A 14,027-nucleotide genomic window follows, 5' to 3' on the forward strand; every position below is an offset into this window, starting at 1 on the left:
CCGAAGGAACGGTCGGGCTTGGAAAGAGGACTGCCCGGCTGCCAAGGCGCGCAACGAAACCCTGCGCGCCACGCCTCACTACGGTCGGGCATTCTGGAAGCGATGGACCGGATACCACGCCCGCAGCCGCGTGGAGGCCAAGATGCGATGCCTGAAGGCCTTCGGTGAGCGCATCGCCGCGCGGGATCCCGATCGCCAAACCGCCGAAATTCACATCCGGGTCGCCCTTATCAATCGCTTCAACGCGATCGGCACTGCCGAGGTCGTCCGCGTGGCCTGAGCCTGAACGGGAAAGGGGCACTCACGCCTCGGGCCGCCTTTCTACAACAACGCCTTCTGGGCCGCCGCTTTCATTCTCTGATGAGGGAACCTCGGCCTCGATGCTCGGCATGAAGCGCGCAAATATTGAACGCGCCCGTTGCGCGCTCTGACCAAACATCGAATAGGATACTTAACGCGCGGCCTGTCACCTATCCCGCGTCTTTCGAGACTCCTTCGGCGTGTCGTCGTATTCATCCGACAAGATTCGCCGACTGTCGCCTTCGGGGTCGTCATACTGGTCCGTTCGAACGGCCCAGAAAAACGCAGCGAGACCGACCCCGCCGAGAAAGAGCGAGATGGGGATCAGAAAGGCGAGGACTTCCATCGGCCTACCGAAGCCGGAGGGAATTGAGCGACACGGTGATCGACGACGCCGACATGGCAAGGGCCGCAGCGAGCGGCGTGGCGAGACCGGCAATCGCGATGGGCACCGCGATCACGTTATAGACTGTCGCGATCGTGAAGTTTTCCCTGATCCGAACGACCGCCGAGCGCGCAGTGATCACGGCGGACGCGAGCGAGGAAATATCCTCTCCCAGCAGAACAATGTCGGAGGCGACACGGGCCGCATCGAGCGCGGAGGCAGGCGAGATGGACGCATGGGCCGCAGCCAGCGCCGCCGTGTCGTTAAGCCCGTCGCCAACCATCAGGACGCGCCGCCCGGCTTCGCGCAGGGCGATGACGCGCGCAGCCTTGTCCGCCGGGAGGGCCTCAGCCGTCACGTCCTCGATGCCCAAACGTTCGGCGAAGTCGCGCACCGCAGGCCCGGCGTCTCCGGAAATGAGCGCGACGGAAAGGCCCGCGTCCTTCAGCCCTTGTACCGCGGCCTCGGCGCCGGGCCGCAACCGGTCGCTGAACGTGAAGCAAACCGGTGCCTCCCCCTCGACCGCGAGCCACGTCGCCGTTCGTGCCGTGGGCTGCGCTCCCACCCATGCCGCGCGGCCGATCCGAACGCGACGCCCCCGCCAGCGGCCTTCGGCGCCATACCCCGGCACTTCGATAACATCCTCGACCTCCCGCGCCACAAAGCCACGCTCCTGTGCCGCCTCGCAGATCGCCCGCGCCAACGGGTGGGACGTGCCGCCCGCCAACCCGGCCGCAAGGCGCAACGTGTCTTCCGGAACCGCGTCCGCGTCCTCCAGAACCGGCGTTCCAAGCGTCAGCGTCCCGGTCTTGTCGAAGACCACGGTGTCGACCTCCGCCAGACGTTCGAGCGCCGTGCCGTCCTTGATCAGCATTCCGTTGCGGAAGAGGCGTCCAGACGCAGCGGTCGTCACGGCCGGAACCGCCAGCCCGAGCGCGCAGGGGCAGGTGATGATGAGGACCGCCGCCGCGATGTTGATCGCGAGCCGCGCGTCGCCGGTATAGAGATACCAGCCCACACCAGCCACGAGAGACAGAATGTGCACGCCGGGTGCATAGAGCCCCGCGGCGCGGTCGGCCAGCGAGGTGTAGCGGTTCTTGGTGCTTTCGGCCATGGCCACCAGATCGGCCATGCGGTGCAGGGAACTGTCGCGCCCGGCAGCCGTGACGCGCACGGTCAGCGGGCCGGTCAGGTTCACCTCGCCCGCGCTCACCTCGCGCCCGGGTTCGGCGAAAACGGGGACGGTCTCCCCCGTGAGGAGGGAGCGGTCTATCTCGCTGGTGCCCTCGGTGATGACGCCGTCCACAGGCATCCGCCCGCCTGGCCGCACCCGGATCAGATCACCTGCGGCAAGCTCCGCCACATTGACCGTCTCCGACACGCCGTCGACGAGCCGCTCTGCACGCGGCACCTCCAGCGCGGCCAGTTCCTCCGCCGCTGACCGGGCGATGGCGCGTGTGCGATGATCGAGGTAGCGGCCCGCCAGAAGGAAGAACGTGAGCGATATGGCAGCGTCGAAATAGGCATGCTCGCCGGAATGCGCGGTCTCGTAAAGCGAGGTCCCGAGCGCCAGCAGGATCGCCAACGTGATCGGCACGTCCATGTTGAGCCGGCCGTGGCGGAGGGCGGACCGGGCGCTGCGAAAGAATGGCTGCCCGGAAAAACCGATGGCCGGAATGGCGATGGCCGCCGAGATCCAGTGAAAGAGGTCGCGCGTGGCATCGGCGGCCCCGGACCACACGGCGACGGACAGCAGCATCACGTTCATCGCGGCGAAACCTGCCACCGCCAGCCGCATCAGAAGCTCCCTGCCCTGCCGGTCCGTCGCGGTGGTGCTGAGCGCGGAGCTTTCGAGCTCGTGCGCCTCGTAGCCGACCCCCCGAACCGTCTCCATCAAGGCGTCGGCCGTCACGCCCGGGTCCGCCTCGACCGTGGCCCTCCGGAGCGTGAGGTTGACACGCGCGGACCGCACCCCCGGGTGCCCTTCGAGCGCCCGTTCCACCGTGGTGATACAAAGCCCGCAGTGCACCCCGGGCAGAGACAGCATTAGGCGCCCCTGCCCCGCGTCCTCCCTCGCGCCGCTTGCGGCCAGCCTCCGCGCCATCGGGGCTGCGTCACACGCCGGGCAGGCCGACGGTGTGGGAGGCGCGGTGTAGGTGCTGTCTGTCATGCCCGGTCAGTTCAGGTGCAGTTCGAGCCGCTTCTTGAATGGCGTGCCGTCCGGTGCCGTGGCAACCATGCGAATGTCCCAGTTGCCCGGGGCAAGATCCACCGGCGCGGTGAACGTGCCATCGCTGTAGGCGAAGTCAGGCGTAAAGTCGTCCTTCACGTGGGTTGCCCGCCCCACGGTGGCATCGAGGCTTTCCACCTCCACCGGGTAGCCGCGTTTGCTCGTGAAGGCGATGGTCAGCAACCCGTCCTCGACATCGGCCGCAACATTCCAGCCAAGCGCCTCCTGCGCGGCACGGTCGGCATCGAAATGCTGGCTTGCGACGTAGCTGTTCTTCACTTCCAGCCCGGGAAACGTGCCAACCGCCATCACCGCCAGCGTGATGTTCACGCCGATGACCACGGTGAAGGCGCCGGCCGTGATGAGGAAGACCTTCCGGCCCGTCAATGCCATGCTCAGTTCGCTCCCGTTCCGACGAATGTGGAGTCCTTATACACGCGTTCGCCGCTGGACAAATCCTCGATCCAGAACCGGATGTCGGAACGGTTGGCTGTCGCCGCCTCCGAACCGGCTGGGGCCAGCACATAAATCCGCTCCTTGCCGGTCGTGTCTGCGGGAACCATGAAGCTTTCGTAGGGTGTCCCCTCGACGGCAATCCGCAGGTCCGGATGCGCGCTCTTGATGGAGACGCGGAAACGCCGATCCTCGCCGTGCTTGTTTCGCAGCCCGAAGTCGTAGGTGTTGCGGATGGTGCCGTCGGACAGTGTCACAAAGGTCGGCTGGCGAACCGGGTGGACGGTGGCGGAAATGTCCGGCCGGATGAAAAGCGCCACCACCAAGCCGATACCAACGGCGGACCACAGGAAGGTGTAGAGCAGCGTGCGCACGCGGAAAACGTGGCGCCAGACAGATTTCGGCGCCTCGCCCTCGCGTTCGCGCACCTCGTCACTCAGGGCGAGGTAGCCGATCAGCCCGCGTGGCTTGCCGATCTTGTCCATGATGTCGTCGCAGGCATCGATGCAAAGCGCGCACGTGATACATTCGAGCTGCTGGCCGTCGCGAATGTCGATGCCCATGGGGCAGACGTTCACGCAGGCCATGCAGTCGATGCAGTCCCCCGGCCCCGCCGGCGCGCCCGCAGGTATGTCGCCGCCGACCTGCAGCTCCTTGGTGGGATAGGGGGTAGCCTCGTATTTCACCTCGCCCGGGCCGGCCGGACGCGACGTCGCCTCCGCCTGCGCAGCCTGCGCCATCGACCTGCGGCGCACGTTCCCCTTGCCACGCGGTTCGCCCCGCCATTCACGATACGCGACGGTGATCGTGTCCGGGTCCATCATTGCGGCCTGAATGCGCGGCCAGGGGCACATGTAGATGCACACCTGCTCACGCATGAACCCCCCAAAGACCAACGTGGTGAAGGTCAGAACGCCGATGGAGGTGTAGGCCGCCGGATGCGCGTCGAACGTGAAAAGATCGCGCAGCAGTGTTGGCGCGTCGGTGAAATAGAACACCCAGGCGCCGCCCGTGGCGATGGCGATCAGCGTCCAGACAAGGTACTTCGTGGCCCGAAGGCGCAGCTTCCGGCCATCCATTTTCTTTTGCCGGTGCAGCCGCAAGCGGGCGTTGCGGTCGCCTTCGATCCAGCGTTCGACAAGGATGAACAGATCCGTCCAGACCGTCTGCGGGCACGTGTACCCACACCAGACCCGCCCGAGGGCCGACGTGAACAGGAAGAGCCCCAGGCCAGCCATGATGAGCAGCCCCGCGACGAAGTAGAACTCGTGCGGCCAGATCTCGATCCAGAAGAAGAAGAAACGGCGGTTTGCCAGATCGACCAGCACCGCTTGATCGGGCAAGTTGGGACCGCGGTCCCACCGGATCCAGGGCGTCAGATAGTAGATGCCCAGGGTCACGATCATGATTCCCCACTTCAGATTCCGGAATCGGCCGTAGACCTTTCGGGGAAACACGGGTTCGCGCGCGGAATAAAGTTGCTCGGTCTGGCTGCCAGTGTCGCTCACGGAGATCTCCGGTGGCTGAAGGTTCGCGATGTCGCCCGTTCTAGGGGCGCGCAAGAAAAGGCGTCTTTGATATGCATCAATTAGGGCCCGGGGCCCAGTCCTTGCGGAGACACATACCAAATGAGCCACTGACAGGAACTGCGCCCGCGTGTCGCGTGCATTCAATTGAATGTGATTTGAGGATATACCAAATAAAGGCGCCCCGGCTCTCCTAGGAAACGCGCGAACAGGACGGAGAGCCGGGGCGTATCTTCCAGGGGAGGACACCCTCTGGAAACGCTATGTCATTGGGGTTCAGGACGGTGCGTCGCCAGTCTCGGCGAAAGTGCCTCCCGAACCGTTGTCCTTTTTGTAGGGCGGTGGGCATGGGCCGGCCTTGATCCAGATCAAATAGATTTCTCAGATGTGGCTTTTAGCTCGCATACCCGCCATGCTCCACACGCAAGAAAAGCATCGCCCCGCCCCCGGTTTCCGGGGACGGGGCGAGCCGCCTTGCATCCAGATGAGCGCGTTACTGCTCCTCGGCGACACCCCCACCGAGGCTGTGCACATAGGTTGCTACGGCACGCACCATGGCTTCGTCCAGCACATCGGCGGGCGCCCCGCCACGCGGCGGCATCACGCCGCCACGCCCGTTCTGGAGGGTCTCGTGAAGTGTCTCCGGATCCCCACCATAGAGCCAGATCGCATCGGTCAGGTTCGGAGCTCCGACAGCGATGTCGCCGGTCCCGTCGTCCCCGTGGCAGGAGGCGCAGTTGTCGAGGAAAATGGTCTCGCCGGCACTGGCAAGCTCCTGATCATGATCCTGCGCCGAGATCTGCTGCACGTAAGCGATGACCTGGTCGATTTCCTCAGGCGAGAGCAACTCGTCGCGGCCGAAAGCCAGCATGTCGCCGAAGCGCGATTCGTCGTTGTAGCGGATGCCGTAGGAGATCGTCGTGTGGATCTCGTCGATCGTGCCGCCCCAGAGCCAGCTGTCGTCGAGCAGGCTCGGGTACCCGCCGGACTGTTGCCCCTGAGCGCCCGCGCCGTGACACTGAGCGCACCAAGTGCGGAAGACGGCAGCGCCGGCATTCTGGGCATAGCTCATCAGCTCCGGATTGTTCGGAATATCCGCCAATTCGGTATCGACCAGCTGTTGCTTGATATCGGCGTTCGCATCCTCGAACCGCGCCATTTCCGCCGCCACGTTCGCGCGCGTCGAATGACCGAGCAACCCGGCGGTGGCGTGGTTCACAAGCGGCCAAGCCGGGTAAAGGATCGTGTAGATCAGCGCCCAAACGACCGTTGCGTAAAAGGTCCACAGCCACCAACGGGGAAGAGGATTGTTGTATTCCTCGATCCCGTCCCAGCTGTGGCCGGTCGTTTCGACCTCATTCTTTTCTTTCTTCACAGGTTTTTTGCTCATTCCCGATCCTCCTTGGGGTCAGGCTCCGCCCGAGGCGCCCGCGGACTTTCGTCTGACGGCGCATCCTCGTGGCGGAAGATGATGTTTGCACTGTCGCGATGCTCCCTGGAGCCGCCGGGCCGAAAGACCCAGACGATCACCCCAAGGAACACGAGCACGAGGAACAGCAGGACCCAGCTGTCCGCGAAGGCGCGAAGGACGGAGTATGTGTCCACGCTCCCCTGCCCCTTACCGGCTTGCGACAGGTTCGAAGGTCGAGAAGTCGACGAGCGTACCCAGCATCTGCAGATAGGCGATCAGCGCGTCCATCTCCGAAACCCCCGGCTGGCCGTCGAAGTTGCGCACCTGCGCCCCCGGGTACCGTTCAAGCAGCGCGTCGTAGTCGCTGTCCGGATCGGCCTGGGCTCCGAAGTCCACCAGCGCGTTTTCCAGCATCTCGTCGCTGTAGGGCACGCCAACGGTGCGGTTGGTACGCATCACGTCCTCGATGTACCGTCCGTCCAGGGGACGGTCGAGCAGGAAGCCGTATTTCGGCATCACTGACTCCGGTACGACGGACTGCGGGTTCGTCAGGTGATCGACGTGCCAGTCATCCGAATAGCGCCCGCCGACGCGGGCGAGGTCTGGCCCCGTCCGCTTCGAGCCCCATTGGAACGGGTGGTCGTACTTCGACTCCGCAGCCAGCGAGTAGTGACCGTAGCGCTCAACCTCGTCCCGCATCGGCCGGATCATCTGGCTGTGGCAGACGTAGCAGCCTTCGCGGATGTAGATATTGCGCCCCTCGAGCTCCAACGGGGAGTAGGGGCGCACACCCTCCACATCCTCGATGGTGTTCTCAAGGTAGAACAGCGGCGCGATCTCCACGATACCCCCGATCGTCACGACCAGGAAGCTGAGGACGAAGAGCAGTGTCGCGTTGGTCTCGATGATCCTGTGCTTGTCGATCAGCTTGGTGTGATGCGGCAGTTCGTTGGGGATTTCCTCCGGGAAGTCCTTGAGCTGGCTGACGTTCGGATCCTTGTCGGGATCGGTGATCTTGTCGTTTTCGGTGGTCATTCTCCGACCCTCCTCATTCGGCCGGCGCCGCGACGGGGGCGGACGCTTCTTTAGGCGCTCCCCGGGTCACGGTGAGCCAGAGATTGACACACATGATGATGGCGCCGGTCAGGTAGAGCACACCGCCCAGCCCCCTGACGACGTACATCGGGAACTTCGCGGCGACGGTGTCGGCGAAGGAGTTCACGAGGAAGCCGTTGGCGTCCACTTCACGCCACATCAGGCCTTCCATGATCCCGGTCACCCACATCGAGGCTGCGTAGAGTACGATGCCGATGGTGGCGAGCCAGAAGTGCCAGGAGACGGCGCTGTAGGAGTAAAGCCGTTCCCGCTTCCAAAGGCGCGGGGTCAGGAAGTAGAGCGCACCGAACGTGATCATGCCGTTCCAGCCAAGGGCGCCGGAGTGCACGTGGCCGATCGTCCAGTCCGTGTAGTGGCTGAGCGAGTTGACCGCCTTGATCGACATCATCGGCCCCTCGAAGGTGGACATGCCGTAGAAGCCGACCGAGACCACCATCATGCGGATGATCGGGTCGGTACGGAGCTTGTCCCAGGCGCCGGAAAGCGTCATCAGGCCGTTGATCATGCCACCCCAGGAGGGCATCCACAGCATGATCGAGAACACCATGCCCAGCGTCGAGGCCCAATCGGGCAGCGCGGTGTAGTGCAGGTGGTGCGGGCCGGCCCAGATGTACAGGAAGATCAATGCCCAGAAGTGGATGATCGAAAGCTTGTAGGAAAACACCGGACGCTCGGCCTGCTTCGGGACGAAGTAATACATCATGCCGAGGAAGCCGGCCGTCAGGAAGAAGCCCACAGCGTTGTGGCCATACCACCACTGCGTCATGGCATCCTGAACGCCGGAGAACACCTGCACGGACTTGGCGCCGAAGATCGAAACCGGCAGCGAAAGGTTGTTCACGATGTGCAGCATCGCAACGGTGACGATGAAGCTGAGGTAGAACCAGTTCGCGACGTAGATGTGCTTTTCCTGGCGTTTGAAGATCGTTCCCAGGAACACCATCAGGTAGCACACCCAGATGATCGTCAGCCAGAGGTCCACATACCATTCAGGTTCCGCGTATTCCTTGGACTGCGTTGCACCCAGAAGGTAGCCGGTCGCCGCCAGAACGATGAACAACTGGTAGCCCCAGAACACCACCCAGGCCAGGTTGCCGCCCCAGAGCCGCGCGGCGGAAGTCCGTTGGACCACGTAGAACGAGGTTGCGAGCAGGGCGTTGCCGCCGAAGGCGAAGATCACCGCCGACGTGTGCAACGGCCGGAGCCGCCCGAAGTTCATGTATCCCTGCGCCCACTCGAAGTTCAGGTCCGGGAAAGCGAGTTGGAAAGCGATGAACGTGCCGGCCAGAAAACCGACCACGCCCCAGAACGCGGTGGCGATTACGCCGTAGCGCACGACGCCGTCGAAATAGCCCACGGCCACTTCCGGCGCTGGCTTCTCCTCGTCAATCCGACGCACGCTCCAAATAAATGCCACGCCCGCCGCGAGCATTATGATGATCGCGTGGACGAGATAGGCTGCATCGCGTGCGTAGTTGGCCGCTATGGCCGCACAAAGCGCCACCAGCCCCAACGCCACGATCTTGGCGTAATCCCACATAGTGTGTCCCTTGGTTTGTATAAGGGGGGGACCAATTTCCTCCCCTTCTGCGGTTTCTCATTCGCTTTGGAGGATATGAGGGACAGGCCGCTTTGATCTAGGTCAATGTCGTCGCAGGAGACATTTGAGGCAGGTCATGGTGGCCCGCATTTGCGGAGCCTAGAGTCGCCGCAGATTAGAATACCCCGGAGGCGGGCCAAATGGCTTACAAATCTATTCTTACCGTCGTCACGAGCAGCGACATCGCCGCCTCGGCGTTGGAGGGCGCTGCGGAGATGGCGAACAACCAGGACGCACATCTCGACATCCTCTCGCTGGGGATCGACCACTCGACGCCCGGCTACTACTATGCAGGCACGAATGCGCTGATCGAACAGGCCACGCTGGATCGGGCGCGTGAGGAGGCGGAGCAGATCGACATTGCCGTCGGCGCCGCCATGGAAGGCGCCGCCTGCCGGTGGGCGAGCGATGCCGCGCTCGCGCAGATCGGAACGATCCAGAACCTCGTCGGCAACCGGGCGCGGTTTGCCGATCTGGTAGTTCTGCCCAAACCCTATGGCGAGAGCAGGGGAATTGCCGACGAAGCCGTGCTGGAAGCCGCGCTTTTCGCCGGAAACGTGCCGGTGCTCGTTCTGCCGCAAGGGAAACTGCCGCCACAATTCGCGAAAATCGTCATCGCCTGGAACCAGAGCGCGGAGGCGCTGGATGCGGTACGTGCCGCCCTGCCCCTTTTGCAACAGGCTCACTTGAGCAACATCGTCATCATCGACCCGCCGCGCCACAGCCCGGACCGCTCGGACCCGGGCGGGATGCTGTCGCAAATGCTGGCGCGTCACGGTGTTCGCGCGGAAATCTCGGTTGTCGCCGCAACCATGCCGCGAACGGCGGACGTGCTCGCGCGACATTGCGAGGACCAGCAGGCCGATCTTCTGGTGATGGGGGCCTACGGCCACTCGCGCTTCCGCGAGGCAATTATGGGCGGGGCCACGCGGGACACGTTGGAGGCGGCCAAGATCCCGGTTTTCATGAGCCATTGAGGTCGAAACCAATTTCGGCCTACGGGCGGTTTCCCCACGGAATCGCCCCGTTTCCCCATGATTTATCGGCAGAGACCCTTCGTGTAGCCCAAGCCCACGCGGCGGTTTCGACGTGTCGCATGCGTCAGACAGGCATGCCGCCGTCCGTATCGTCCCCGGTTTCCAGCATAAGGCGATCGAAGTCCGGCACCGAAACGTGACGTTTTCCAGCCAGTTGGATGACGCCCTCCCGCTTGAGCGCGGAAACCTGACGGCTGACCGTTTCCAGCGTCAGCCCAAGGTAATCGGCCATCGCCTCCCGCGTCAGCGGCAGGTCGAACTCCATCCGGCCAGAGGGAACACCGCGTGTCAGCGAGGCGTCACGGCGGGCAATGATGGCCAACAGGCTCGCGATCTTCTCCCGCGCGGTCTTGCGGCCAAGCAGGAGCATCCACTCGCGCGCCGCGTCCAGTTCGTCCAGCGTCATTTCCAGCAGGCGCTGCGCGATGTGGGGTGTTGATCGCATCAATTCTTCGAACGGACGGCGGCGGAAGCAGCACATCACCACCTCGGTGGTGGCGGTCACATCATAGCTCGCCACCTCGCGCCCGGGCCGCCCCATGAAATCCGAGGGGAGAAGCAGCCCGACCATCTGGGTCCGACCGTCCTCCAGCGTCTGGCTCAGGGTGGCAATGCCGCTAACCATTGTGGCAACGAAATCCAGCTTGTCGCCCGTCCATGCGATGGTTTGCCCGGCCTCGAACGACCTGTAATATTTCATTTCCTCGAGTTGGTCCAACTCGGGGGCCTCGCAGCGTGCACAAACGGCCCGGTGCCGGATGGGGCAATCCGCACAATCCACGTGGGTCAGTTCGATTTCCTGCATCTCCATCCGCGCGCACCAATCTTGATCTCAATCAAGGTCCTCCCGGCGCCTCCTTCGTAAACGTAGGCGCATGAACACCATACCGCAACTTGCGAAACTTGGGCTCTTTGACGCCCGGGTCCCTCGCTATACCAGCTATCCGACCGCCCCGCACTTCAAGAATGATGTGCGTCCCGGCCATTTCGCCGCCTGGGTCAGATCCCTGCCCCGCGACTCAAGGGTGTCTCTATATATACATATTCCTTTTTGTAGAAGGCTCTGCTGGTTCTGCGCCTGCCGGACCCAAGGCACGTCGAGCCTTTCGCCGGTTGCGGGATACCTAGAGACGCTCAAAGCAGAAATCTCTATGCTGGCGGAGGCCCTTCCAGAGGGCGTCAAACTGTCCGCGCTGCATTGGGGCGGCGGAACCCCGACTCTTCTCTCGGCAGAGATGATGACCGATCTTGCCGAATCGGTGTTCCGGGCGGTCCCGATGGCCGAGGGTGGCGAGTTCTCGGTCGAAATCGACCCCAACGAGATAGATGATGCGCGACTTGAAGCGCTGGCCGCCGCCGGAATGACCCGCGCCTCCATCGGCGTGCAGGACTTCGACCCCGAAATCCAGAAGATCATCGGACGCGAGCAGAGCTTCGAAGTGACCGAAGCCGCCGTGAACGCCATCCGCGCGCGTGGCGTCACGAGCCTGAACGCCGATATCCTCTACGGCTTGCCCCACCAGAACCGTGCGAAGATCACCGAGAGCGTCCAGAAGCTCTTGTCTCTCTCGCCGGACCGCGTCGCCCTCTATGGCTACGCGCATGTTCCCTGGATGGCACGCCGGCAGACGATGATCCCCTCGGACGCCCTGCCGACGCCAGAAGAACGGCTCGACCTGTTCGAGACGGCCCGGCGGCTTTTCGTCTGGGACGGCTACGACGAGATCGGCATCGACCACTTCGCGCGGAGCGGCGATTCAATGGCACAGGCGGCCCGCGACGGCACGCTGCGACGTAACTTCCAGGGTTACACGGTTGATCCGGCCCCGGCCCTCATCGGGCTCGGCGCTTCGGCGATCTCGCGTTTCCCGCAAGGCTACGCGCAGAACATGTCCGGAACGGGCGACTATACGAAGGCCATCCGCGAGGGACGGTTCGCGACCGGCCGGGGACATGCCTTCGCCGGGCAGGATCTGATGCGGGCCCGGATGATCGAGACGTTGATGTGCAACTTCCGCATCGACCGCGAAGAGATCCTTAAGGACTGGGGCGGCAACACGGCCCTGCTGGACGATATGTTCGGCAAGGCGAAGGAGACGTTCGGCGACTTCGTGTCCCTCACCAAAACCGGACTGGCAATCCCGGAAGAAGGCCGTCCCTTGGCGAGGATTATTGCGCGCGCCTTCGACGCCTACGAAATGGACAAGGCCGGCCACAGCCACGCGATCTGACCGGCCACGCCGGTTAGGCCGAGCGCTCGATCTGGTCGTCGAGGTTGAATGCCGCCGCGATCAGGTCGCGCGTGTACTCCGTCTTTGGCTCCTGAAAAATCTCCTGCGCGAGGCCGCTCTCGAGGATATCGCCATTACGCATCACGATGACCTTATGGCTCAACGCGCGCACCACCCGCAGGTCGTGACTGATAAACAGGTAGGCAAGGCCATGGTCCGCCTGCAACCGCCTCAACAGGTCCACGATCTGCACCTGCACAGTCATGTCGAGCGCCGAGGTCGGCTCGTCGAGCACCACCAGACGCGGACGCAGGATCATCGCCCGCGCGATCGCGATTCTTTGACGCTGACCCCCTGAAAACTCGTGCGGGTAGCGGTGCATGGTGGCCGGGTCGAGGCCGACCTCCACCATGATGTCGTGCACCAATTCCCGCTTCGACCGGGCCCGGTCCACCCGGTGCACGCCCAGGCCCTCCGCAATGATCTGCTCCACGGTCATTCGCGGGCTCAGGCTGCCATACGGGTCTTGAAAGACGATCTGCATATGCTGGCGCAGGTCACGGAGTTGCCGTTGCGGCCGCCCCTGCACGTTCTCGCCCATGAAGACGACGGGTCCCTCGCTCGCAATGAGCCGCATGATAGCGAGCGCGAGGGTCGTCTTGCCAGATCCACTCTCCCCGACGATCCCCAGCGTCTCCCCCGCCCGGACAGACAAAGTCGCCTCGTTGACCGCTTTCACGTACCCGACCGTGCGCCGCAGGAAGCCACGCTGGATCGGAAACCAGATGCGCAGATCTTCCGTGGCCACGATCTCCTCCGGATCGCCTTCGATCGGAGCCATGATCCCCTTCGGTTCGGCAGCCAGCAACTTGCGCGTGTAGTCGTGCTTCGGGTTGGCAAAGATTTCCGCCGTCTGCCCGGTCTCGACGATCTCGCCGTCCTTCATTACGCATACCTTGTCGGCGATCCGGCGCACGATCCCCAGGTCGTGGGTGATGAACAGAAGGCTCATGCCCTCGGCGGCCTTCAGCTCCGCCAGCAGCGCCAGGATCTGCGCCTGGATCGTCACGTCAAGCGCTGTGGTCGGCTCGTCGGCGATCAGCAACTCAGGCCCGTTTGCCAGCGCCATTGCAATCATGACGCGTTGCCGTTGACCGCCTGAGAGCTGGTGGGGATAGGCGCCCAGCCGGGTTTCCGGGTCCCGAATCCCGACCTTGTGCAAGAGTTCTAGAACCCGCCTGCGCGCCTCCTCACCCACGACGCTCTGATGCAGCGCGATGGACTCGGTCAGCTGTTTCTCCAGCGTGTGCAGGGGGTTGAGGGAAGTCATCGGCTCCTGGAAGATGAAGCTGATGTCGTTGCCGCGCACATCCCTCAACGCCTTTTCTGGCGCCCCAACCATCTGCCGGCCGTTATAGGTGATCGACCCCGCAATGGTGGCATTGTCTCCCAACAGACTGACCGTCGAAAGCGCAGTCACCGACTTGCCAGAGCCGGACTCGCCCACGAGCGCCACAGTCTCGCCCTTGCCCACGCGGAAAGACACGCCCTTGACCGCCGGGATATCCCGGCCGTCCTGCCGGAAGGTCACGCGCAGATCGCGCACCTCCAGAAGACTCGGCTCAGCCATGATCCCTCCCCCCAGGCGCGTGAGCGACGCCCCGGACTTCTTGTGTCTTGAAATATCCTCGGGGGGAGCGGCCCGGACCGTGTCCGGGGTGCGCGTGGGGCAGACGGC

Annotated in this window: 12 protein-coding genes and 1 pseudogene; 3 read left to right on the forward strand and 10 right to left on the reverse strand. The window is 63.8% G+C overall.

Going from position 1 to position 14,027, the window contains the following annotated elements:
* Window positions 1–280, forward strand: a pseudogene (locus BM075_RS22325) (IS5/IS1182 family transposase); the annotation flags it as partial.
* Window positions 281–466: 186 nt separating this feature from the next.
* On the opposite strand, the gene ccoS reads toward BM075_RS22325, so the two are convergent.
* The 8 genes from ccoS to ccoN form a co-directional block, all read right to left on the reverse strand.
* Complete coding sequence (gene ccoS / locus BM075_RS22330; protein WP_093362866.1) at window positions 467–646, reverse strand: cbb3-type cytochrome oxidase assembly protein CcoS; 180 nt, start codon at window positions 644–646, stop codon at window positions 467–469.
* A 4-nt stretch (window positions 647–650) separates the two neighbouring features.
* Window positions 651–2,855, reverse strand: coding sequence for a heavy metal translocating P-type ATPase (locus BM075_RS22335; protein WP_177208454.1), 2,205 nt, complete (start codon window positions 2,853–2,855; stop codon window positions 651–653).
* 6 nt (window positions 2,856–2,861) lie between these two features.
* Complete coding sequence (locus tag BM075_RS22340) at window positions 2,862–3,308, reverse strand: FixH family protein (RefSeq protein WP_093362868.1); 447 nt, start codon at window positions 3,306–3,308, stop codon at window positions 2,862–2,864.
* Window positions 3,309–3,310: 2 nt separating this feature from the next.
* Window positions 3,311–4,876: an RdxA/RdxB/FixG family protein gene (locus tag BM075_RS22345; RefSeq protein ID WP_093362869.1), complete on the reverse strand. Its 1,566-nt coding sequence runs from the start codon at window positions 4,874–4,876 to the stop codon at window positions 3,311–3,313.
* Window positions 4,877–5,387: 511 nt separating this feature from the next.
* Window positions 5,388–6,284, reverse strand: a complete 897-nt coding sequence (gene ccoP, locus BM075_RS22350; protein WP_093362870.1) for a cytochrome-c oxidase, cbb3-type subunit III — start codon at window positions 6,282–6,284, stop codon at window positions 5,388–5,390.
* Complete coding sequence (locus BM075_RS22355) at window positions 6,281–6,499, reverse strand: cbb3-type cytochrome c oxidase subunit 3 (protein WP_093362871.1); 219 nt, start codon at window positions 6,497–6,499, stop codon at window positions 6,281–6,283. The genes ccoP and BM075_RS22355 overlap by 4 nt, the downstream gene beginning before the upstream one ends.
* 13 nt (window positions 6,500–6,512) lie before the next feature.
* Window positions 6,513–7,340, reverse strand: a complete 828-nt coding sequence (gene ccoO / locus BM075_RS22360) for a cytochrome-c oxidase, cbb3-type subunit II (protein WP_093362872.1) — start codon at window positions 7,338–7,340, stop codon at window positions 6,513–6,515.
* A gap of 13 nt (window positions 7,341–7,353) precedes the next feature.
* A complete protein-coding gene (ccoN, locus tag BM075_RS22365) occupies window positions 7,354–8,961 on the reverse strand; it encodes a cytochrome-c oxidase, cbb3-type subunit I (RefSeq protein WP_093362873.1) in 1,608 nt (535 codons plus the stop codon).
* Window positions 8,962–9,161: 200 nt separating this feature from the next.
* On the opposite strand from ccoN, the gene BM075_RS22370 reads away from it, so the two are divergent.
* Window positions 9,162–9,998, forward strand: a complete 837-nt coding sequence (locus tag BM075_RS22370; protein ID WP_093362874.1) for a universal stress protein — start codon at window positions 9,162–9,164, stop codon at window positions 9,996–9,998.
* A gap of 124 nt (window positions 9,999–10,122) precedes the next feature.
* On the opposite strand, the gene fnrL is transcribed toward BM075_RS22370, so the two are convergent.
* The gene (fnrL, locus tag BM075_RS22375) at window positions 10,123–10,869 is read right to left on the reverse strand and encodes a transcriptional regulator FnrL (protein WP_093362875.1); all 747 of its coding nucleotides are present in this window, start codon (window positions 10,867–10,869) and stop codon (window positions 10,123–10,125) included.
* A 64-nt stretch (window positions 10,870–10,933) separates the two neighbouring features.
* Here fnrL and hemN point away from each other — a divergent pair, with 64 nt between their 5' ends.
* On the forward strand, window positions 10,934–12,289 hold the full coding sequence (gene hemN / locus BM075_RS22380) for an oxygen-independent coproporphyrinogen III oxidase (RefSeq protein ID WP_093362876.1): 1,356 nt from the start codon (window positions 10,934–10,936) through the stop codon (window positions 12,287–12,289).
* A 13-nt stretch (window positions 12,290–12,302) separates the two neighbouring features.
* On the opposite strand, the gene BM075_RS22385 is transcribed toward hemN, so the two are convergent.
* Complete coding sequence (locus BM075_RS22385) at window positions 12,303–13,919, reverse strand: ABC transporter ATP-binding protein (protein WP_093362877.1); 1,617 nt, start codon at window positions 13,917–13,919, stop codon at window positions 12,303–12,305.
* Between the last annotated feature and the right edge of the window lie 108 nt (window positions 13,920–14,027).

The sequence above is a fragment of the Tropicimonas isoalkanivorans genome (assembly GCF_900112335.1).
In the GTDB taxonomy this organism is placed as follows: Bacteria; Pseudomonadota; Alphaproteobacteria; order Rhodobacterales; family Rhodobacteraceae; genus Tropicimonas; species Tropicimonas isoalkanivorans.

Coding starts and splice junctions, on each gene's coding strand:
- ccoS (WP_093362866.1), bottom strand. CDS start 646: ATGGAAGTCCTCGCCTTTCTGATCCCCATCTCGCTCTTTCTCGGCGGG.
- BM075_RS22335 (WP_177208454.1), bottom strand. CDS start 2,855: ATGACAGACAGCACCTACACCGCGCCTCCCACACCGTCGGCCTGCCCG.
- BM075_RS22340 (WP_093362868.1), bottom strand. CDS start 3,308: ATGGCATTGACGGGCCGGAAGGTCTTCCTCATCACGGCCGGCGCCTTC.
- ccoP (WP_093362870.1), bottom strand. CDS start 6,284: ATGAGCAAAAAACCTGTGAAGAAAGAAAAGAATGAGGTCGAAACGACC.
- ccoO (WP_093362872.1), bottom strand. CDS start 7,340: ATGACCACCGAAAACGACAAGATCACCGATCCCGACAAGGATCCGAAC.
- ccoN (WP_093362873.1), bottom strand. CDS start 8,961: ATGTGGGATTACGCCAAGATCGTGGCGTTGGGGCTGGTGGCGCTTTGT.
- BM075_RS22370 (WP_093362874.1), top strand. CDS start 9,162: ATGGCTTACAAATCTATTCTTACCGTCGTCACGAGCAGCGACATCGCC.
- fnrL (WP_093362875.1), bottom strand. CDS start 10,869: ATGGAGATGCAGGAAATCGAACTGACCCACGTGGATTGTGCGGATTGC.
- hemN (WP_093362876.1), top strand. CDS start 10,934: ATGAACACCATACCGCAACTTGCGAAACTTGGGCTCTTTGACGCCCGG.
- BM075_RS22385 (WP_093362877.1), bottom strand. CDS start 13,919: ATGGCTGAGCCGAGTCTTCTGGAGGTGCGCGATCTGCGCGTGACCTTC.